Source organism: Cupriavidus sp. SIMBA_020, assembly GCF_046535395.1.
In the GTDB taxonomy this organism is placed as follows: Bacteria; Pseudomonadota; Gammaproteobacteria; order Burkholderiales; family Burkholderiaceae; genus Cupriavidus; species Cupriavidus campinensis.
Genome location: NZ_JAWRWU010000010.1, coordinates 162,098 through 181,383, shown reverse-complemented (window position 1 = coordinate 181,383; position 19,286 = coordinate 162,098). Strand labels below are relative to the sequence as shown.

Genomic DNA, 19,286 nt, shown 5'->3' with positions numbered 1-19,286 from the left:
TAGCGACTAGCGGCTAGCGACTAGCGACTAGCGGCTAGCGGATAGCCGGCACGCGGCTCGTGGCGCGCGCCGTCCGGGCTCAGAAAACTCTCAAAGAGGACGAAGCGCTCGGCGGTCCACGCCGGCAGGGTCAGGTCGTGCTGCGCGGCGAGCCAGTCGCGCATCACCGCCTCCGGCAAGCCCGGACGGCAACGCGCCACGGTCAGGTGCGGATGAAAGCGACGGCGCTCGCGCGCGATGCCGATGTCGGCCAACGCAGCCTCGATGGCGTCGAACAGCGCGGTCAGGCGGTCATCGTGGGCCAGGCCGGCCCACAGCACGGCGCCCTGACCGCCCCGGAAGCGTCCGACGCCCTGAACCTGCATCGTCAACGGCGGCGCCTGGATGCCCGCCAGCGCCTTGCCGATGCGCGCGGCGCTGTCTTCGTCCTGATCGCCAAGAAAACGCAGCGTCAGGTGCAACTGCCCGGCTGGCACGGGCCGCACGCCGCGATGCACGGGCAGCGTATGCAGCAGGCCCGCCGCCACGGCGGGCGGCGTGTCGATGGCGATGAACAGCCGGGGCAAAGCGAGAAATCGGCCGACAGGTCAGCCGAACGCCAGCGCCGACTGCAACCCCTGCGCGCGCGGCGCCGGGACGTCGAGATCCACGCCCCGTACCCCCTCCAGTCGCAGCAGCGCCCGCTTGCGGTCCACGCCGCCGGCGTAGCCGGTCAGCGCGCCCGACGCGCCGAGCACGCGATGGCAAGGCACGATGACCGAAAGCGGATTGCGCCCCACGGCGCCCCCCACCGCGCGCGAGTGCGCAGGGGGCAGGCCGAGACCGGCGCCAAGCTGCCCGTAGGTCGAAGTTTCGCCAAATTCGATGTCGCGCAGCGCCTGCCAGATGCGCTGCTGAAAGGCGCTGCCGACAAAGCGGATGGGCACCGCGAAAGTCTGCAGCGTCCCATCGAAATAGGCGACCAGCTCTTGCGCCGCCTGCGCCAGCACGCGCTGGTCGGCCGCCGATGCGAGGCGCGTCGCCGGCGCGCCGGCGGGATAATACTTCTGCCCGGAGAAGAACATGCCGGTCAGCGCGCCTTCGTCGGCCCGCAATAGCATTTCCCCGAGAGGACTGTCGATGATCTGATAGCTGGTCATGCTGCCTGCTCCTTGCTGTGATCTTCGGATCGATCTGCTGATGGATCCGCCATCGGCTCGCCGGACGCCGGGGGCGTGCCATAGCGATGCCAGAGATGAATGGCCGCGTAGGCGCGCCACGGCGCCCACTGCGCGGTGCGGTCATGCATCGCCCGCACCGTGCTTACGGCGAGCACCTTGCGCAGCGCGTAGTCGGTGGCCGGAAAGGCGTCTGGCCAGCCCAGCGCGCGCATGGCGATGTACTGCGCGGTCCAGTCGCCGATGCCATCGACCTCGCGCAGCCGGGCCACGGTCTCCTCGGGCGGCGCGAGCGGATCGAGCGCGATCTCGCCTGAGACAATTCTTAACGCCAGCGCGCGGATCGTGCGCAGCTTGCCCGGCGTCACGCCGGCCTCGCGGTACACCGCGTCGGGCAGGTCGGCCAGCGCCTGCGCGGTCGGGAACACGTGGGTCAGCGGCGGCTGGCCGGCCATGGGGGGCAGTCCCGCGAGCGCCTTCGGCGGCAGGGGCTCGCCGGCCAGCGAGACCAGCCGCGTGAGAATCCGCCGCGCCTGGATCACGGAAATCACCTGGCCGACGATCGCCCGCACGGCAATCTCGAAACCATCGAACGTGCCCGGCAGGCGCATGCCCGGCACATCGGCGGCGAGGTCGCCCAGATGGCGGTCCACCACGTCCGGCCGGCAGCCCAGGTCGCATAGCCGCCGCACCTTGCCCAGCGATTGCGGAATCGCGTGGGCCAGCGTGCCGGAGAGTGTCACGCGCAGCACGGTGCGCTTCGGCACGTGCTCCAGCCGCACCCAGCCGAGGTGGCGCTGCGCGCCCACGTCCACGGCCAGCGTGCGGAGGTAGACATCGCCTCGTACTTGTTCGATGCCATCCACAACGCGCACGCCGAGGAAGGCGAGCAGCGCGGACCACGCCAGCGGCGGGCGGTAGCCCAACTCGAACACGAGCTGGTCGGCCATGCCTTCGGCGGCGCGGCGGCGCATGGCGAGCGGGGTCAGGCCATAGCGCTGGCGCAGCACGTCGTTGAAGCGTCGCACACTGCCAAAACCCGCCGCCAGCGCCACCTGCGTGACGGGCAGCGTGGTGTCGGTCAGCAGCCGCTTGGCGAGCAGCAGCTTCTGCGTCTGGGCGTATTCGAGCACCGAGACACCGAACTGCGCATCGAACAGGCGCCGCAAGTGACGTTCCGTCACACCGATGCGCCTGGCGAGTTGCGCCACACCGGCCTCGGCCATGAAGCCTTCGTCGATCAGCGTGGCCGCCGCCTGCGCGAGCCGCCCGGAAATATCGGCCAGCCCGTGCCCGGGCGCCAGTTCCGGCCGGCAGCGCAGGCAGGGGCGGAAGCCATGCTTCTCAGCCGAGGCGGCGGTGTCGTAGAACGTGCAGTTCTCGCGCCGGGGCGTGCGCACCGCGCAGATCGGCCGGCAATAGATGCCCGTGGACGACACGCCAACGAAAAAGCGTCCGTCGAAGCGCCGGTCGTGCGAGGCGACTGCCTTGTAGCAGGTGTCGGGATCGAGGTTCATGGGAAGCATCCTACCGCTTCCTGCGCCGGGAAATGCGCTGGAATCGGACATTCGCCTGAGACAAATGTCCCCGATTCTGAAAGTGCGGCCCCACGCGTTCCGGGACGGTGCGACGGGGCTAGAATCGCATCACTCTTCATCGTCCGAGGACGTCATGCTTCGCCGTCGTGCTGCCTTTGCCGCCTTTGTCGCGGTTGCTGTCTCGCTGGCCGCCGCCCTGCCGGCCCCGCCAGCCCTTGCTGCGCCTGCCCGCAGCGCCGCGCGTGCGCAGTCGCCTGCACCCGCCACCGTGCCGGGTGCCTCCCCCCTGATCCAGGCTACGCGCGTGGCCACCGTGGAGGGCATCACCGAATACCGGCTGCCGAACGGCCTGCGCATCCTGCTGGCGCCGGACGCCGCGCAGCCCACCACCACGGTCAACATGACCTATCTGGTGGGCAGCCGGCACGAGAACTACGGCGAAACCGGCATGGCGCACCTGCTGGAGCACATGCTGTTCAAGGGCACGCCGTCGCTGCCGGGCCGGACCATTCCCACGGAATTCGCGCGGCGCGGCATGCAGTACAACGGCACCACGTCGCAGGACCGTACCAATTACTTCCAGACCTTTGCCGCCAGCGAGGACAACCTCGACTGGGCGCTGAAGATGGAGGCGGACCGCATGGTCAACAGCTTCGTCTCGCGCACGGATCTGGACAGCGAGATGTCCGTGGTGCGCAACGAGATGGAGATCGGCGAGAACAATCCGATGCGGATGCTGCTCCAGCAGATGAACGCGGCGTCCTACCGGTGGCACAACTACAGCAAGGCGCCGATCGGCGCGCGCAGCGACGTGGAGCATGTGGGCATCGAGAACCTGCAGGCGTTCTACCGCCGCTACTACCAGCCGGACAACGCCGTGCTGGTGGTAACGGGGCAGTTTGACCCCACCACCACGCTGGCACGCATCGAACAGGCTTTCGGGCCGATTCCGCGCCCCACGCGCGTGTTGCCCTCCGAGTACACGGTGGAACCGCCGCAGGAGGGCGCGCGCGAACTGACACTGACGCGCCCCGGCGACAGCAGCATCGTCGCCGTGCAGTACCACGTGGCGCCCGGCGCCCACCCGGACACCGCCGCGCTGACCCTGCTGTCCCTGGTCCTCTCCGATACGCCCGGCGGGCGGCTGCATCGCGCGCTGGTGGACACCCACAAGGCCGCGTGGCAATCGAGCCGGTTCGAAGGCATGAAGGACCCCGGGCTGATCGTGTTCGCGGCGGGCACGAGCAAGGACCGCCCGCTCGACGCCGTGCGGGCCGCCCTGCTGGCCGAGGTGGAAGGGCTGGCGACGCGGCCAGTCACCCAGGAGGAACTCGACCGCGCGCGCCTGCGGGTGCGCAACGGCTACGAGCAGGTGCTGAACAATCCGGCGCAGTACGGCGTGCTGCTGTCCGAGGCCATCGCCAAGGGTGACTGGCGGCTGTTCCTGCTCGACCGCGACCGCGTGGAGGCCGCCACGCTGGCGGACGTGCAACGCGTGGCCGATCTTTACCTGCGGCCGACCAATCGCACCGTCGGGCAATTCCTGCCCGGCGACAAGCCGCAGCTTGCCAACGTACCGCAGGCGCCCGACGTGGCCGCGCTGGTGCGCGACTACGCAGGCCGCCCGACCGCCGCGCCGGTGCCGACGTTCGACCCGAGCCCGGCCAATATCGACGCCCACACGGTCCGCCAGACGCTGCCCAACGGCATGCAGTTGGCGCTGCTGTCCAAGCCCACGCGCGGGGAGGCCGTCAATGGCACGCTGATCCTGCGCTTTGGCAACACGCAGGCGCTGCAGGGTCAGACCTCGGTGGGATCGCTCGCGGCGGGCATGCTCGACCGTGGCGCGGGCGCGTTCGACCGCCAGCGCATTGCCGACCGCTTCGAGGCGCTCAAGGCCAGTGTGTCGATCTCGGGCAATGCCGAGCGGCTGACGGTGAGCTTCGTGACGCGCCGCCAGTACCTGCCTGACCTGATGGCGCTGCTCCGCACGGTGCTGCGCATGCCGACCTTCCCGGCCAGCGAGTTCGAGACGCTGCGCGCGAGCAGCGTCGCCGGTATCGAGAGCCAGCAACGCCAGCCCAATGCGCTCGCGCCGAACGCGCTGGGCCGCCATGGCAATCCCTACCCGCCGGACGACCCGCGCTACACCCCCACATTCGACGAAAGCGTGGCCGCGCTGCGCGCCGTCACGCCGGCGCAGATCCGCACGTTCCACGCGCGCTTCTACGGCGCCGAACACGCGCAGTTGGCGCTGGTCGGGGATTTCGACGCGGATGAGGCCGTGCGGCAGGCCACCTACCTGTTCGGCGACTGGCGGGCGCAGGTGCCGTACGAACGCGTGGACCGCCCCTTCTACGCGATTCCTGCCGCCAGCTTCACGCTGGACACGCCGGGGAAGGCCAACGCGGTCTATCTGGCCTCCCTGCCGATCGACCTCGTCAATGATTCCCCCGACTACCCGCTGCTGCTGATTGCCAGCCGGGTGCTGGGCGGCACCGGCATGCGCAGCCGGCTGGCGGACCGCCTGCGCCAGCAGGAAGGCATCAGCTACGGGGCGTCGAGTTCGATCTCGGTGGGTGCGCTGGACCGGGCCGGGCGCTTCGGCCTGTGGGCGGCCTACGCCCCCCAGAACCAGGCCCGGCTGCGCAAGGCCATCGACGAGGAAATGGCACGCTTTGCGCGTGACGGCATTTCCGACGCCGAACTGGCGGAGGCGGTCAGCGGCCTGCTCCAGCAAGGCATGATGAGCCGCACGCGCGACGGCGCGCTGGCCGGTGCGCTGGCCAACCTGCTGTTCCTGGACCGTACCATGGCCCATACCGCCGAAGTGGAGGCTCGCATTCGCGCCGCCACGCCTGCCGCCGTGAACGATGCCATTCGCCGCTACCTGACGCCAGCCGGGCTGACGCAGGCCTTCGCGGGCGACTTTGGCGCCACCACGGCGGCGACGGCGCCGGCCGGCATGCCGCCTCCGGGGGCGGCAATCGAGCCGCCAGACGCATCAAAGCCCTAGGAAGCTGGTATAAGGAAGAACGCCAATTCTGGCGAGACTGGCCCGGGGCCGGGGTTGTGGGCGGAAACGCCCGCGACTACCCCTTCCGCGTCCTTGTGACGGCCGGTCAATCACTGTATATTCGTACAGTATTCGTTGAGACAAGAGGTGTGGATGTCAATCGTGCGAGCTGGCAGCAAGTCGGAAGCGCTTCGGCTTCTGGCCTCCGAGCAGGTGCTGGCGCTTGAGCTGGATTACGAAACCGGATGGCAGGACGCCGTCGAGTTGGGCCGGCTCGGAGAAAAGCGCGGCATCAAAGTGCAATACCGCGGACAGGAAAGCATTGCTGTCCGCTCCCGCGAGGCCCTGATCGAAGGGCTCGCCAAACCTAAAGGCACGTTCCGGCAACGGAATCTCTATTGCCAGTTCGACCTCGGCACGCTTGCCGATCATGAATTGCTGGATCTGGAAGCCAAGGCGACCCGCCTGGGCGACTACATTCTCGCCGGCCATCTGCTGCGCGACGTGGACGGCGTGTGGCCGTGACGGGCAATTGACGGCCAAGCGGCCCATCGCGGCCGCACATGGCAAATGACGGCCTCGCGGGCCGTCATTTGCATTGAATCGACGTGGAAACCTGGCGGGACGCTACTGCCAGACGCGCGTCGCCCCAGCCCAGCGCGCGGCTGCGGAGGCGTGCATCACGGTGTGATCGGCTTCGGCGCCCGGTGCCAGCCCCGTCTGCGCCGTGTCGATCGAGGTCCGGCACAGCACCGCCGTGACAAGCGTCTTGATATGGCCGCGCGAGCCACCGGCCAGGGCGGCGAGGTGCGCGTGCCCGTCGAGCACGATCAGGCCGTCTCCGGCCTGCGGACGCAGCTCCAGTGCGTAGAGATGATCACATTCGCATTGCATGCGGCCACCCGATACCGCCACCACGATGGCATTCGGCAGCGCCAGTCCGCTCTCGCGCACGGTATCGCGCAGGCGGTCCAGATGCGCCTGCGCGCGGTAGTCACGTGCCGAGTGCGCGGGCGCGGGACCGTTGCTCAAGGCCATGAGGTCGTCGGGCGACACCATCAGCGTGTACGCCTGCAATGCGGTGCGGTAGGTAGCCACCACGGCGCGCAGCCGGTGCACATCGGCCGATTGGGTGGCCGCCACTGACGCCGCAGCCGTTACGGACAATCCCGGTGCCATCGGCACCGTTGCCTGGAACTTGCTCATCCTGCCTCCCCCTGCTTGTCGTCGCGCGCTTCTGTCGCGGGTTGCATGGCACCCGGCCCGGAGGCCGGGCGCTGGCCATCAGTCGCGCAGCAGTTGCTTGGCGATGATCAGCTGCTGGATCTGCGTGGTGCCTTCGTACAGGCGCAGCAGGCGCACGTCGCGGTAGAAACGTTCGGCCTTGTATTCGGCAATGTAGCCGGCGCCGCCGTGGATCTGCACGGCGCGGTCCGCCACGCGACCCACCATTTCGGTACAGAACATCTTCGTGCACGAAGCCAGCATGCTGACCTCGGGGTCGCTCTTGCCGGCAGGCTTGGCGTCGTAGCGCTGCGCGCAGTCGCGCACCATCGACAGGCCCGCGTACAGCTCGGCCTGGCTGTCGGCCAGCATGCCCTGAATCAGCTGGAAGTCGCCGATGGGCTTGCCGAACTGCTTGCGCTCCTTCGCATAGGCCACGGCGTCGGTAATCAGCCGGTGCGCCATGCCGCAGGCCAGCGCGGAGATATGCAGGCGGCCACGGTCGAGCACCTTCATCGCGGTCTTGAAGCCCACGCCCGGTACGCCGCCGATGATGTTGGCCGCGGGCACGCGCACGTTTTCCAGCACCACGTCGCAGGTCTTGGTGCCGCGCTGACCCATCTTCTTGTCCGGCTTGCCGAGCGAGATCCCCGGCGTATCGGCGGGCACGATGAACGACGAGATGCCCGACGCGCCCGGGCCGCCGGTGCGCGCCATCAGCGTGAAGGCGCCGGCACGCGGCGCGTTGGTGATGAAGCGCTTGGTGCCGTTGATGACGTAGTGGTCGCCATCCAGCTCGGCGCGCGTTTGCAGCGAGGCGGCGTCGGAGCCGGCGTTCGGCTCGGTCAGCGCGAACGAGATGATCAGCTCGCCGCTGGCGATCTTCGGCAGGTATTCCTGCTTCTGCGCCTCGGTGCCGTCCATCAGGATGCCCTGCGAGCCGATGCCAACGTTGGTGCCGAACACCGAGCGGAACGCAAACGCCGTATGGCCGAGGTCATAGACCACATCGCATTCCTGCGACATCGCCAGGCCAATACCACCGTAGTTCTCGGGAATGGAGATGCCGAACAGGCCCATCTCCTTCATGTCGGAGACGATCTCGGCTGGCACTTCGTCCAGTTCTTCCAGCGTGTCTTCCGCCGGCTTCAGCCGTTCGTCGATAAAACGCTGCACCGAGGCGCGCAGCAGGGAAAACGATTCGGCGTCGAGGGCCATGGCAAATCTCCGGGTCAATCCAGTACAGACAGTACCAACACAATGGGCGTCAATGGTACGCCGCCTGACCGATTTGACAATCCACGCGGGCTTGTACAGAAGGGATAAAACAATTTGACAATGAGTGGCCGCCATGCCGGCCATTTGATGCCACGCCTAGTGCGGCATGCAGAACAAACAATCCACCCTGCAGAACAATCGGCCGGAAACCCAATGCCGGCAAGTGGTGACGCATTCACCACGTGACTTATTCGCCGCTATCGACTGGGCAACCTCTGCGCGTTCGGAGTACGCTTGCCGGGCACAACCCACGGGTGGGTCCCGCGCGTCTGGCCCCCGCTTGCCAGCCTGCCGCCCGGCTCCGCCCGCGCCCCGTTCCCAGCGGCGCCCCTCGCCGCCAAGAAAGAGAAGGTCCATGACTCAAATCGCCTCAACCGCCGATACCTCCACGGCACCCTCCCCAGAGGAGACCAGGAAACGCGTCTTCGCGATTGTTGCCGCTTCGTCCGGCAACCTCGTCGAATGGTTCGATTTCTATATCTACGCGTTCTGCGCCATCTATTTCGCGCCGTCGTTCTTCCCGAAAGCCGACCCGACCGCCCAGTTGCTGAACACTGCGGGCGTGTTTGCCGCCGGCTTCCTGATGCGACCGATCGGCGGCTGGCTGTTCGGCCGCATCGCGGACCGCAACGGGCGCAAGAACTCGATGCTGATCTCGGTGGTGATGATGTGCTTCGGCTCGCTGCTGATTGCCTGCCTGCCGACCTACGCCACCATCGGCACCCTCGCCCCGGCGCTGCTGCTGCTGGCGCGACTGCTGCAAGGCCTGTCCGTAGGTGGCGAATACGGCACAACTGCCACCTATATGAGTGAAGTGGCGCTCAAGGGCCGGCGTGGGTTCTTCTCGTCTTTCCAATACGTGACGCTGATCGGCGGCCAGTTGCTGGCGGTGCTGGTGGTGGTGGTGCTTCAGCAATTGCTCGACGAGGCCGAACTCCGGGCCTGGGGCTGGCGCATTCCGTTCGTGATTGGCGCGATTACCGCCGTGGTGGCGCTGCTGCTGCGCCGCACGCTGCACGAGACCTCGTCGGCGCAAAGCCGCAACAGCAAGGAAGCCGGCAGCGTGGCGGAACTGTTCCGCAACCACAAGGCGGCGTTCTTCACCGTGCTGGGCTATACCGCCGGCGGTTCGCTGATTTTCTATACGTTCACCACGTATATGCAGAAGTACCTGGTCAACTCGGCCGGCATGTCGATCAAGACCGCCAGCTATGTCATGACGGGCTGCCTGTTCCTGTACATGTGCATGCAGCCGATCTTCGGCGCCTTGTCTGACCGCATCGGCCGCCGCAACAACATGCTGATGTTCGGCGCGCTGGGCGCGCTGGCCACGGTGCCGATCCTGACCGCGCTGCGCACCGTGTCGAGCCCGGAACTCGCTCTTGTACTGATCTCCGTGGCGCTGGCGATCGTCAGTTTCTACACCTCGATCAGCGGCATTGTGAAGGCCGAAATGTTCCCGCCCGAAGTGCGCGCGCTGGGCGTGGGCCTGGCCTACGCCGTGGCCAACGCCATCTTCGGCGGCTCGGCCGAGTATGTGGCGCTGGGCCTGAAGTCGATGGGCCATGAGACCACGTTCTACTGGTACGTCACGGGCATGATGGTGCTGGCGTTCTTCGTCAGCCTGCGCCTGCCGCGCCAGGCCAAGTACCTGCATCACGAGCACTGACCGTTTCCGCCCCTCCGGGGGTGGGCATGGCAAACTAAGGGGCCTCCGGGCCCCTTTTTCATTGGCGGGGCTTCGGGCCTCCTTCTCATCTCCGCCACCCCGCCGCCATGGATCTCAACGCCTTGCGCCTGTTCGTCGACATCGTCGATGCCGGCAACCTCAGCGCCGCCGCGCGCAAGCTCAAGATGACGCGCGCCAACGTCAGCTACCACCTGAAGGCGCTCGAAGAGGAGCTCGGCGTGCAACTGCTGCGGCGCACCACGCGGCACGTGGAACCCACGCCCGTGGGCGCCGGCCTGTACGAGCACGGGCGCAATATCCTGGGCGAGGTGGCCGCCGCCAACGCACTCATCAGCAGCATGGGCAAGAGCCTGCAGGGCCATGTGCGGCTGTCGGTGCCCACTGGCCTGGGCCACAGCCTGCTGTCACCGCTGCTGGTGCAGTTCAAGCAACGTTACCCGGACATCACGCTCGACGTGGTGTTCGACAACCGCATCCACAACCTTGTGTCCGAAGACGTGGAAGTGGCGCTGCGGATCATTTCCACGCCGCCAGACTCCGTGGTGGCCACCGAGATCGGCGAGGTGAACTGGGTGGTGTGCGCCGCGCCGTCCTACCTGGCGGGCCGCGCGGCGCCGGCGACACTGGGCGACCTGACCGCGCACGCCATCGTGTGCGCCTCCCCGATCGGCCAGAAACTCAAGGCCTCCGGCACGCGCGGCGAGGACAGCGCCCGGGAGCAGGTGGTGCTCGCCCCGACACTAAGTTCCGAGAACTTCGCGTTTCTCAAGGACGCCGTGGTCGGCGGGCTCGGTATTGGCATTTTTCCGATGTACGCCATCGGTGACGAACTGTCGCAGGGCACCCTCGTGCCGCTGCTGGACGGGTACCGCATCAGCGTCTTCGGCAGCAAGCTGTACCTGCTGACCATGCCGAACCGCTACCAGACCATGGCCACGCGCTACCTGCTGACCTTCCTGAAGACCGAACTCCAGGCGATCTGGCCCCGCATGCGCGACGCCAGAGCCTATATTGAAAAGACCTAGAACAACCGGCGCGTGCTGGCGCAGGAGGCAGGCAATCATGGCAATCGCAAACACCCTGGCTGGCCGGCTCAGCCGCATGAACAGCCAGTTCGAAATCATCCGTCACCCCTACAGCCTGAGCAGCATGGCCACTGCGCAGGCCGCCCATGTACCCGGCAACCGACTGGCCAAAACCGTCCTGCTCGAGGATCAGGCCGGCTATGTGGCCGCCGTGATTCCTTCGAACCACCATCTCCGCCTTTCGGAAATCTGCGAGCAAACCGGCCGCGACCTGGTACTGGCCCACGAAGACGAGATCCGCGAGGTTTTCAAGGATTGCGACCTCGGCGCCATCCCGCCGGTGGCCATGTCCTACGGCATGCCGACCTATGTGGACGAATGCCTGATGGAAGAACCCGAAATCTGGTTCGAAGCGGGCGACCACGAGGAACTGGTGCACATGCAGCGCGACCAGTTCATGGCGCTGATGTCGGATGCACAACGGGGCAGGTTCTCGCATCGGATGATGTGAGGGGGTTGGGAACCGGCGTAGCCGCAGGGGGTCGCGCCGGGTCCTGTTCCTCCGGCGTCAGGGAACCCGAATTTGCCAGTTGCAGCCGGCCGGAAATCTCCCCCCCCAGATTCACCGGGAATGGCGCGAACACCGCGCGCATCCGCGAGTGGATATAGGACTGGATGACCTCGACAAGCCGGCACCACAATCGCCGTTCTCCGAAAATCTGTATCGAATGTGCTCAGCGCCGCCAGCTTACGGCGCCGGGAGCAACTCGCCCCCCTCACTGTCATCCTTCAACTCCACCCCCGACCGCCCCAGCGCCACCGCCCCACGCATCAAAAACACCAGCCGGTCTGCCGCTGTTTCGTACAGCAGCCCTTCCGGTCTCACGTTGGAGATGCAGTTCCGCTGCGCATCGGTCCGCCCGGGCTTCGGGTCGTAGGTCAGATAAATCCCAAGGCTGTCCGGCGAGCTGAGGCCGGGCCGTTCGCCGATCAGCATCACGATCTGGCGGGCGCCTAGGAGATCTCCGATTTCGTCGCCGAGGGCCACGCGGGACTGGCGGGCCACCACGACCGGGCCGATGTGCCAGTCGGCCAGCCGGGCCAGCACGGCGCGCAGCAGTGGCACGGCGTGGCGTTGGGCGGCCAGCGCGGAGAGGCCGTCGGCGATCACGAACACGGCGTCAGGGGTCTGGGCGGGCCGCGCGCGGGCCAGCGCTTCGTGGCTTTCGGCGTCCAGCCGGCGCCCGAGGTCGGGGCGGCGCAGATACTGGTCGCGGTCCGGCGCGGCGCTGTGCACGTGCCGTGCGGCTAGTCCGGCTTCCTGCAAGGCAATGTCGATGGCCGTGACGTCGAGCGGCAGGTGCACCGCGTCGCGCGCCTGCGCGTGAGCGAGGCCGAAGGCGAGCACGTCCCCTGTCTTCTGCGCATGGCCGGCACGGCCCAGCGCCACGCGCGCCCGCGTGTACTGGCGCAGCTGGGTCCAGGGGTCAATGTCGGCGGGCGGCTTCGGCATGATCGGCTCCAATTTAGGCTACAGCGTGCGCGCCAGATCCAGCAACGGCGCGCGCGCGGCCGGCTCCAGCACGCGGCCGGCATCGTCGAGGATGCCCATCCGTTGCAGCCATGCCTCGAACTCGGGGGCAGGGCGCAGGCCGAGCACCTCGCGCAGGTACAGCGCATCGTGGAACGACGTGCTCTGGTAATTGAGCATGATGTCGTCCGCGCCCGGCACGCCCATGATGAAGTTGATGCCAGCCACGCCAAACAGCGTCAGCAGCGTGTCCATGTCGTCCTGGTCGGCCTCGGCGTGGTTGGTGTAGCAGACGTCGCAACCCATCGGCACGCCCAGCAGTTTTCCGCAAAAATGGTCCTCCAGCCCGGCGCGGATGATCTGCTTGCCGTCGTACAGATACTCGGGGCCGATAAAGCCGACCACGGTGTTCACCAGCAGCGGCTCGAACGCGCGCGCCACGGCGTAGGCGCGCGCCTCCATGGTCTGCTGGTCCACGCCATGGTGTGCGTTGGCGGACAGCGCGCTGCCCTGGCCGGTCTCGAAGTACATCACGTTGTTACCCACGGTGCCGCGCTGCAGCGCCAGCGCCGCCTGGCGGGCTTCGTCGAGCAGGGCCAGCGAGATGCCGAATGCCTCGTTGGCGCGCTGGCTGCCGGCCACCGACTGGAACACGAGGTCCACCGGCGCGCCCAGTTCCATCGCCCGCAGTGTATTGGTCACGTGGGTCAGCACGCAGGACTGGGTCGGCACGTCGTAGCGCGTGCGGGCGTCGTCGATCAGCCGCAGCAGCTTGACGATGGCGGCGAGGTTGTCGCCAGCCGGGTTCACGCCGATGGTGGCGTCGCCGCAGCCGTAGAGCAGGCCATCGATGATGGAGGCGGCGATGCCGCGCGGGTCGTCGGTCGGATGATTGGGCTGCAGGCGCACGGCCAGCCTGCCTGGCAGGCCGATGGTGCTGCGCAGCCGCGTGACCACGCGGCACTTGCGCGCTACGGCGATCAGGTCCTGGTTGCGCATGAGCTTGCTGACCGCCGCCGCCATCTCGGGCGTGATGCCCGGCGCCACGCGGCGCAGCGTGGCCTCGTCGGTCTCGTGGCGCAGCAGCCAGTCCCGGAAGCCGCCCACGGTCAGGGCGCCGATCTCCGCGAAGGCGGCGGCATCGTGGCGATCGACGATCAACCGCGTGACCTCGTCGTCCTCATAAGGAATCAGCGCTTCGGAGAGGAACTGCGCCAGCGGCACGTCCGCCAGCGCCACGCGCGCGGCCATGCGCTCCTCCTCATCCCCGGCGGCGATGCCAGCCAGCGCGTCGCCCGAGCGCGCCGGGCTGGCCCGCGCCAGCAGCGTGCGCAAGTCGGCAAAGACATGCCGGCGCGTGCCGACGGTGTGGGTGAAGGGCATGGCGTCAGATCTCCGGGAGGAAAGCGTGCGCAACGTGACATCAATATACGCGAGCTGGCACGCAAGTTTCACGCCCGATGTGACTTGCTATTGGCGCGCCGCGCGCCGACAATCGATGCGCCCAACCCCTCAACCCAACGCAAACGCGACAGCCGAGACATGCCGCAGGTGGAACAAGACCGCACGCCAGGCCGCCCCCAGACCGGAGACGGCACGCCCAACCCCGATCCGCTCCACCCCGCCCGGCGCCTGACGCCGGCCAGCTGGTTCAGTGTCACGGCGGCGTCATATGCGCTGACCGGCGGCGCGCTGCTGCTGGTGATGCAAGCCAACCTCGTTGCGGCACTGCTGTCCGGGCTGCTGCTGTATTCACTGGTCGAAGTGCTCGCCCCGCGCCTCACGCGCCATTCCCGGCGGGACGCGCTGGCGGTGCTGATCCTCTCCGCCATCATCCTCTTCGCCCTGAGCGGCGGCATCTGGGCGCTCGTGCGCTTTGTCAGCGGCGATGGCAATACGCTCGAACGGCTGATGGATCACGCCGCCGACATCCTCGACCGCTCGCGCAACCAGTTGCCGGGCTGGCTCAGCGACTACCTGCCACGCGGCGTCGATGAACTCGCGTCCACGCTGATTTCCACCTTGCGCGAACATGCGCAGATGGCCCAGCGCCTCGGCGCGGACATCCTGCGCACGCTGCTCCATATCCTGATCGGCTTCGTCATCGGCGCGATGGTGGCGCTGTACCGGGCTATCTCGCGCCCCAATCGCCGTCCGTTGGCCAGCGCACTGATCGCCCGCGCGACCACGCTGCAAGTGGCGTTCTCGCAGTTCATCTTCGCTCAGATCCAGATCTCGCTGATCAACACCATCCTGACGGCGATCTACCTGCTGGTGGTGCTGCCGCTGTTCGGCCAGCACCTGCCGCTCTCGAAGACGCTGGTGGCCATCACCTTCATTGCGGGGCTGCTGCCGGTGCTCGGCAATCTGATCTCGAACACGGCGATCTTCGTGGCGTCGCTGTCGGTGTCGCTGCCGATTGCCGTGGTGTCACTGGTCTACCTGGTGGTGATCCACAAGCTCGAATATTTCCTAAACGCGCGGATCATCGGCGCGCGTATACAGGCGGCCGCTTGGGAGCTGCTGACGGTGATGCTGGTGATGGAGACGCTCTACGGTATACCCGGCGTGATTGCGGGGCCGATTTTCTATGCCTACGTGAAGCGCGAACTGTCCACGGCGGCGCTGGTGTAAGCCGCTTGTTAACTCGTTGAATGCATTGGCATTCAATGCGCAGCAACGGGTACGCTCCCGTTGCTGCGCGATGGCAGCGCGCCTGATCAGCCCTCGTTCGCGGCCTCGCGCGGCAGGAACTGGTTGCCTTCGGCAAGCGGCGCGTAGCGGTACGTGGCCGGCGTGCGGCTCAGCTTGACCGGCGCGCCGAGGCCCTTGTAGCCGCCGGGCATCTCCACCACCATCTCGCGGTGCGCGGTGTGCGGATGCTGGAGGGCATCCGGCACGGACAGCACCGGCGCGCACGGCACCCCGGCCGCCGCCAGGGCATCGGCCAGCGCCTTGCCGTCATGCGTGCCCATGCGGGCTTCCAGTTCCACTTTCAGAGAATTCCGATTGACAGAGCGTGCGCCGGCGGTGGCGTAGCGTTCGTCATCGGCCAGCACGGGCATGCCAAGGTGCTCGCACAGGATGCGGAACTGGCGATCGTTGCCCACGGCCAGGAAGATCGGGGCCGTGGCCGTGGCCACCGTGTCGTACGGGTAGATATTGGGATGGGCGTTGCCGGTGCGTGTGGGCGTCTTGCCGCTCATGAACCAGTTGGCCGCGTGCGGATGCAGCAGCGAGAGCCCCGAGTCGTACAGCGCTGCCTCGACGAACTGGCCGCGCCCGCTGCGCGCGCGCTCCTGCAGCGCCAGCAGCACGCCCAGCGCCGCATTCAGGCCGGTGACCATGTCCACCACCGGCAGGCCGGCGCGCAGCGGGTCGCCATCGGCCTCGCCGTTGATGCTCATGATGCCGGCCATGGCCTGGATGGCGGCGTCGTAGCCGGGCAGGCCGCCCAGCGGGCCATCGGCGCCAAACCCGGACACGCGGCAGTGCACCAGGCGCGGAAAGCGTTGCGACAGCACGTCGTAGCCCAGCCCCCATTTCTCGAGCGTGCCGGTCTTGAAGTTCTCGACCATCACATCGGCCTCGGCCAGCAGCGACAGCAGCACCTCGCGGTCTGCATCGGCGGTGAGGTCCAGCCGCATCACCCGCTTGTTGCGGTTCAGGCCGAAGTAGTACGACGCCACGCCGTCGCGGAACGGCGGGCCCCAGGTGCGCGTGTCGTCGCCCTGCGGGGGCTCGATCTTGAGCACGTCGGCGCCGTGGTCGCCCAGGATCTGGCCGCAGAACGGCCCGCCCAGGATGCGCGACAAGTCAACCACGCGGATGCCGGCCAGCGCGCCGGGAGTGGGGGGCGTCGTCATGATGGTGTCTACCTCGCTATCGTATTTTTTGGATGGCTTGCACGCGTCAGTCGAGCTGCGCACCCGACTTTTGTACCACGGCGCGCCACTTGGTGACTTCCGTCTTCACAAAGCCGCCAAGCTGCTCGGGCGAGGTGGACGGCGCGAACTCCAGCCCCTGCGCCACCAGCGTCTGGCGGACTTCGGGCTGCTTGAGCGCGTCGGCAAAGGCGACGTTGAGCTTGCGGATCACCTCCGGCGGCGTGCCGGCAGGCGCCACCACGCCGAAGAACACCGATACGTCGAAGCCGGGCACGCCCTGCTCGGCCACGGTCGGCACGTCAGGCAGCGCCTGCGAGCGGCCGCGCGTGGTCACGCCCAGCGCGCGCACCTTGCCGCTCTTGATGAACGGCAGCGCGGTCAGCACGTCCGTGAACGTCATGCTGACCTGTCCGCCCAGCAGGTCATTGAGCGCCGGGCCGGTGCCCTTGTACGGAATATGCTGGAAGTCCGTGCCGGCGAGGTTGTTGAACAGCACCCCGGCCAGGTGCGACGACGCGCCATTGCCCGAAGACGCATAGGTCAGCTTGCCCGGATGGGCCTTGCCGTAGGCAATCAGCTCCTGCACGTTCCTGGCGGGCACGTTCGCGTTCACCACCAGCACGTTCGGCAGATGGCCGATCTGGATCACCGGCGCGAAGCTCTTCACCGGGTCGTAGTTGATCTTCCGATACAGGCTCACATTGATCGCCAGCGGCGCCGAGGTGCCGAACATCAGCGTGTAGCCGTCCGGCTCGGCGCGCGCCACCGCCTCCGCGCCAATATTGCCGCCGGCGCCGGCGCGGTTCTCCACCACCACGGGCTGGCCCAGGCTGCTCTTGAGCGCGGCGGCCAGCGTGCGGGCCATCGCATCGGTGGGGCCGCCCGGCGGGTAGGTCACCACCATCATGATTGGCTTGGTCGGAAAGTCCTTCTGGGCGAAGGCAGGCGCGGCGGCAAGGCCGAGCGTGGCGGCGGCGAGCGCCGTGAAGGCCGCCAGGGCCGCGCGGCGGTGCCAATGAAGCTGGGGGGGCATGGTGTTGTCTCCGGATGAGGCTTTTCTTGTCTATTTGGAACAAATCAGAACACGTCAGAACACGTCAGAACACGTTGATTTCGTCGAGTTGGCCGGCGGGGCGCATGGCACCGTCCTCGGGTGGCGCGACGGTCTCGGCCAGCCATGCCGGCTCGGCGCCGCCGGCCAGCGGGTCCTGCGGCAGCACGCGGTGCACGAGCACCAGCTGCGCCAGCCGCATGCGGCGGACCGAGCCAATCCGGCCCGCTTCCCACGCCATCGCCACGGCGCTGGTCACGTGGTACAGCGCGGAGGCGGCCTGCCGGGCCAGCACGTCGCCCTCGGCACCGGCCTCGGCGGCGCGGGCGGCCAGCGCGGCGGCGCGGGCGATGGCCTGCTCGAAGGTGGCGCGCGCCGTGGCATGCATCGGCGTATCGGCCAGCAGGCCGGCCAGATGCGCCTGGAGCACGGGCAGCGAGCCCTCGCGGCGGATGGCGCGCAGCACATCCAGCGCGACGATGTTGCTCGTGCCCTCCCAGATCGACCCCAGGTGCGCATCGCGCACGAGGCGCGGGTCGCTCCATTCCTCGATATAGCCACAGCCGCCGCGGATCTCCATGGCGTCGCCGGTGACCTTGCGCGCGTCACGGCAGGCGCGGAATTTGATCAGCGGCGTCAGCACGCGCATCAGCGGGTAGGCATCGGCCTCGCCGGCGTCGGCGCGGCGCAGCGCCTCGGCGGTCTGGAACACCATGGTGCGGGCCTGCTCGGTGGGCAGCGTGAGCTTGAGCAGCTGGCGGCGCATCAGCGGCATGTCCACCAGCCGCTTGCCGAACGCGCGCCGTTCCCGGGCGATGAACTGCCCCTCGGTGAGCGCGCGGCGCATCAGCCCGGCCGCCCGCACGCCGTTGGAGAGCCGCGAGTTGTTGATCATGTCCGCCATCTGCACGAAACCCCGGCCCGGCTCGCCCACCAGCCACGCGTGCGCGCCTTCGAGCCGGATCTCGCCGCTGGCCATCGAACGCGTGCCGAGCTTGTCCTTGAGACGGATGATCCGATAGTGGTTGGCGCTGCCATCGGCCAGCGTGCGCGGCAGCAGGAACAGCGAGACACCCTTGATGCCCGGTGTGGCCGTGCCGTCCGGCTCCTCCATGCGGGCCAGCACCATGGCCAGCGCGGCGTCGGGGTTGGAGCAGAACCACTTGTCGCCTACCAGCCGCCAGCCGCCCTCCACGCTGTCGTCCCGAATCGCACGCGTGGCGGTGGCCGCCACGTCGGAGCCGGCGCCCTGCTCGGTCATGAACATCGCACCCTGGTACAGGTCGTCGAAAACCTGCGTGGTCAGGTTGGGCAGGTAGCGTTCCACCAGCGCCGGGTCGCCAAACTTGCGCAGCGTGCGGGTCAGCGAGTCCGTCATCGACAACGGGCAGCACAGTCCGAACTCGGCCTGGACGAAGAGGTAAGTCAGTGCGTACTTCGCCGCAGGCGGCATAGGCTTGTCCCAGCCGAGCACGCCGCCGCGATGAGAGGCCGCCGCGAGGCCGAAGTCCGCGAACGCCACTTTCTCCAGTTCTATATAGGCAGGGTGCTTGTGGATCGCCTGGGCATCGAGGCCTGTGCGGGTACGATGAGAAAGCGTCGGAGGTGCGTGATCCGCCACATTGGCGAGTTCATCGAGCACGCCCCCTGCCAGCGCGCCCATGCGCTCGAGGTGCGGCAGCAGGTGATTGAACAGGTCGGCCGGCAGGTAGAGCGGCAGCAGCGCGCGCAGGTCCGGGTCAGCCGTGAACAGGCTCGTGCCGTGCCGGTCGGGCACCGGATGGGCGATGTCTCGGAACGAATCCTGCGCATCGGTCAAAGAAGCGGATGGAATCCGGGCGGCGCTGGTCGGCATGGCTGTCTCCTTGTTTGGGGTCCATTATTCGAAC

General features: G+C 67.8%; 16 protein-coding genes. 6 read left to right on the top strand and 10 right to left on the bottom strand.

Annotated elements, in window-relative coordinates; translation table 11 throughout:
* Positions 1-20: 20 nt before the first annotated feature.
* The 3 genes from thpR to SB751_RS19660 are packed head-to-tail and all read right to left on the bottom strand — an operon-like array spanning position 21 to position 2,674.
* On the bottom strand, positions 21-566 hold the full coding sequence (gene thpR, locus SB751_RS19670) for an RNA 2',3'-cyclic phosphodiesterase (RefSeq protein WP_313819029.1): 546 nt from the start codon (positions 564-566) through the stop codon (positions 21-23).
* 21 nt (positions 567-587) lie between these two features.
* Positions 588-1,139, bottom strand: coding sequence for a methylated-DNA--[protein]-cysteine S-methyltransferase (locus tag SB751_RS19665; protein ID WP_410748306.1), 552 nt, complete (start codon positions 1,137-1,139; stop codon positions 588-590).
* Positions 1,136-2,674, bottom strand: coding sequence for a DNA-3-methyladenine glycosylase 2 family protein (locus SB751_RS19660; protein ID WP_313819028.1), 1,539 nt, complete (start codon positions 2,672-2,674; stop codon positions 1,136-1,138). The genes SB751_RS19665 and SB751_RS19660 overlap by 4 nt, the downstream gene beginning before the upstream one ends.
* Before the next feature lie 154 nt (positions 2,675-2,828).
* On the opposite strand from SB751_RS19660, the gene SB751_RS19655 reads away from it, so the two are divergent.
* Both SB751_RS19655 and SB751_RS19650 read left to right on the top strand, forming a co-directional pair.
* Positions 2,829-5,711 carry a M16 family metallopeptidase gene (locus SB751_RS19655; RefSeq protein ID WP_211943580.1) on the top strand — a complete coding sequence of 961 codons (2,883 nt, stop codon included), beginning with the start codon at positions 2,829-2,831 and terminating at the stop codon, positions 5,709-5,711.
* Between the two features lie 153 nt (positions 5,712-5,864).
* Complete coding sequence (locus SB751_RS19650) at positions 5,865-6,236, top strand: PHA-granule associated protein 4 (RefSeq protein WP_144203249.1); 372 nt, start codon at positions 5,865-5,867, stop codon at positions 6,234-6,236.
* A 102-nt stretch (positions 6,237-6,338) separates the two neighbouring features.
* Here the strand turns inward: SB751_RS19650 and SB751_RS19645 are convergent, their stop codons facing one another.
* Both SB751_RS19645 and SB751_RS19640 read right to left on the bottom strand, forming a co-directional pair.
* Complete coding sequence (locus SB751_RS19645; protein WP_144203247.1) at positions 6,339-6,917, bottom strand: hypothetical protein; 579 nt, start codon at positions 6,915-6,917, stop codon at positions 6,339-6,341.
* A 78-nt stretch (positions 6,918-6,995) separates the two neighbouring features.
* Positions 6,996-8,153, bottom strand: coding sequence for an acyl-CoA dehydrogenase family protein (locus SB751_RS19640; RefSeq protein WP_144203245.1), 1,158 nt, complete (start codon positions 8,151-8,153; stop codon positions 6,996-6,998).
* Between the two features lie 415 nt (positions 8,154-8,568).
* On the opposite strand from SB751_RS19640, the gene SB751_RS19635 reads away from it, so the two are divergent.
* The 3 genes from SB751_RS19635 to SB751_RS19625 all read left to right on the top strand — a co-directional run bounded on the left by SB751_RS19635 (position 8,569) and on the right by SB751_RS19625 (position 11,439).
* Positions 8,569-9,882: an MFS family transporter gene (locus tag SB751_RS19635; protein WP_144203243.1), complete on the top strand. Its 1,314-nt coding sequence runs from the start codon at positions 8,569-8,571 to the stop codon at positions 9,880-9,882.
* 107 nt (positions 9,883-9,989) lie between these two features.
* Complete coding sequence (locus SB751_RS19630; protein ID WP_144203241.1) at positions 9,990-10,928, top strand: LysR family transcriptional regulator; 939 nt, start codon at positions 9,990-9,992, stop codon at positions 10,926-10,928.
* Positions 10,929-10,965: 37 nt separating this feature from the next.
* Positions 10,966-11,439, top strand: a complete 474-nt coding sequence (locus tag SB751_RS19625) for an aminoacyl-tRNA deacylase (RefSeq protein ID WP_144203239.1) — start codon at positions 10,966-10,968, stop codon at positions 11,437-11,439.
* A 237-nt stretch (positions 11,440-11,676) separates the two neighbouring features.
* Here the strand turns inward: SB751_RS19625 and eutC are convergent, their stop codons facing one another.
* Complete coding sequence (gene eutC, locus SB751_RS19620) at positions 11,677-12,441, bottom strand: ethanolamine ammonia-lyase subunit EutC (protein ID WP_313819027.1); 765 nt, start codon at positions 12,439-12,441, stop codon at positions 11,677-11,679.
* Between the two features lie 18 nt (positions 12,442-12,459).
* Entirely contained in the window at positions 12,460-13,842 is a 1,383-nt protein-coding gene (locus SB751_RS19615) for an ethanolamine ammonia-lyase subunit EutB (protein WP_144201180.1), read from the bottom strand.
* Positions 13,843-14,001: 159 nt separating this feature from the next.
* On the opposite strand from SB751_RS19615, the gene SB751_RS19610 reads away from it, so the two are divergent.
* Positions 14,002-15,093: an AI-2E family transporter gene (locus tag SB751_RS19610; protein WP_144201178.1), complete on the top strand. Its 1,092-nt coding sequence runs from the start codon at positions 14,002-14,004 to the stop codon at positions 15,091-15,093.
* Between the two features lie 86 nt (positions 15,094-15,179).
* Here SB751_RS19610 and SB751_RS19605 read toward each other — a convergent pair whose 3' ends face one another.
* The 3 genes from SB751_RS19605 to SB751_RS19595 all read right to left on the bottom strand — a co-directional run bounded on the left by SB751_RS19605 (position 15,180) and on the right by SB751_RS19595 (position 19,252).
* Entirely contained in the window at positions 15,180-16,325 is a 1,146-nt protein-coding gene (locus SB751_RS19605; protein WP_144201176.1) for a CaiB/BaiF CoA transferase family protein, read from the bottom strand.
* Positions 16,326-16,371: 46 nt separating this feature from the next.
* Positions 16,372-17,379, bottom strand: coding sequence for a Bug family tripartite tricarboxylate transporter substrate binding protein (locus tag SB751_RS19600; RefSeq protein ID WP_144201174.1), 1,008 nt, complete (start codon positions 17,377-17,379; stop codon positions 16,372-16,374).
* 64 nt (positions 17,380-17,443) lie between these two features.
* Positions 17,444-19,252, bottom strand: a complete 1,809-nt coding sequence (locus tag SB751_RS19595) for an acyl-CoA dehydrogenase family protein (RefSeq protein WP_410748305.1) — start codon at positions 19,250-19,252, stop codon at positions 17,444-17,446.
* Positions 19,253-19,286 lie beyond the last annotated feature (34 nt).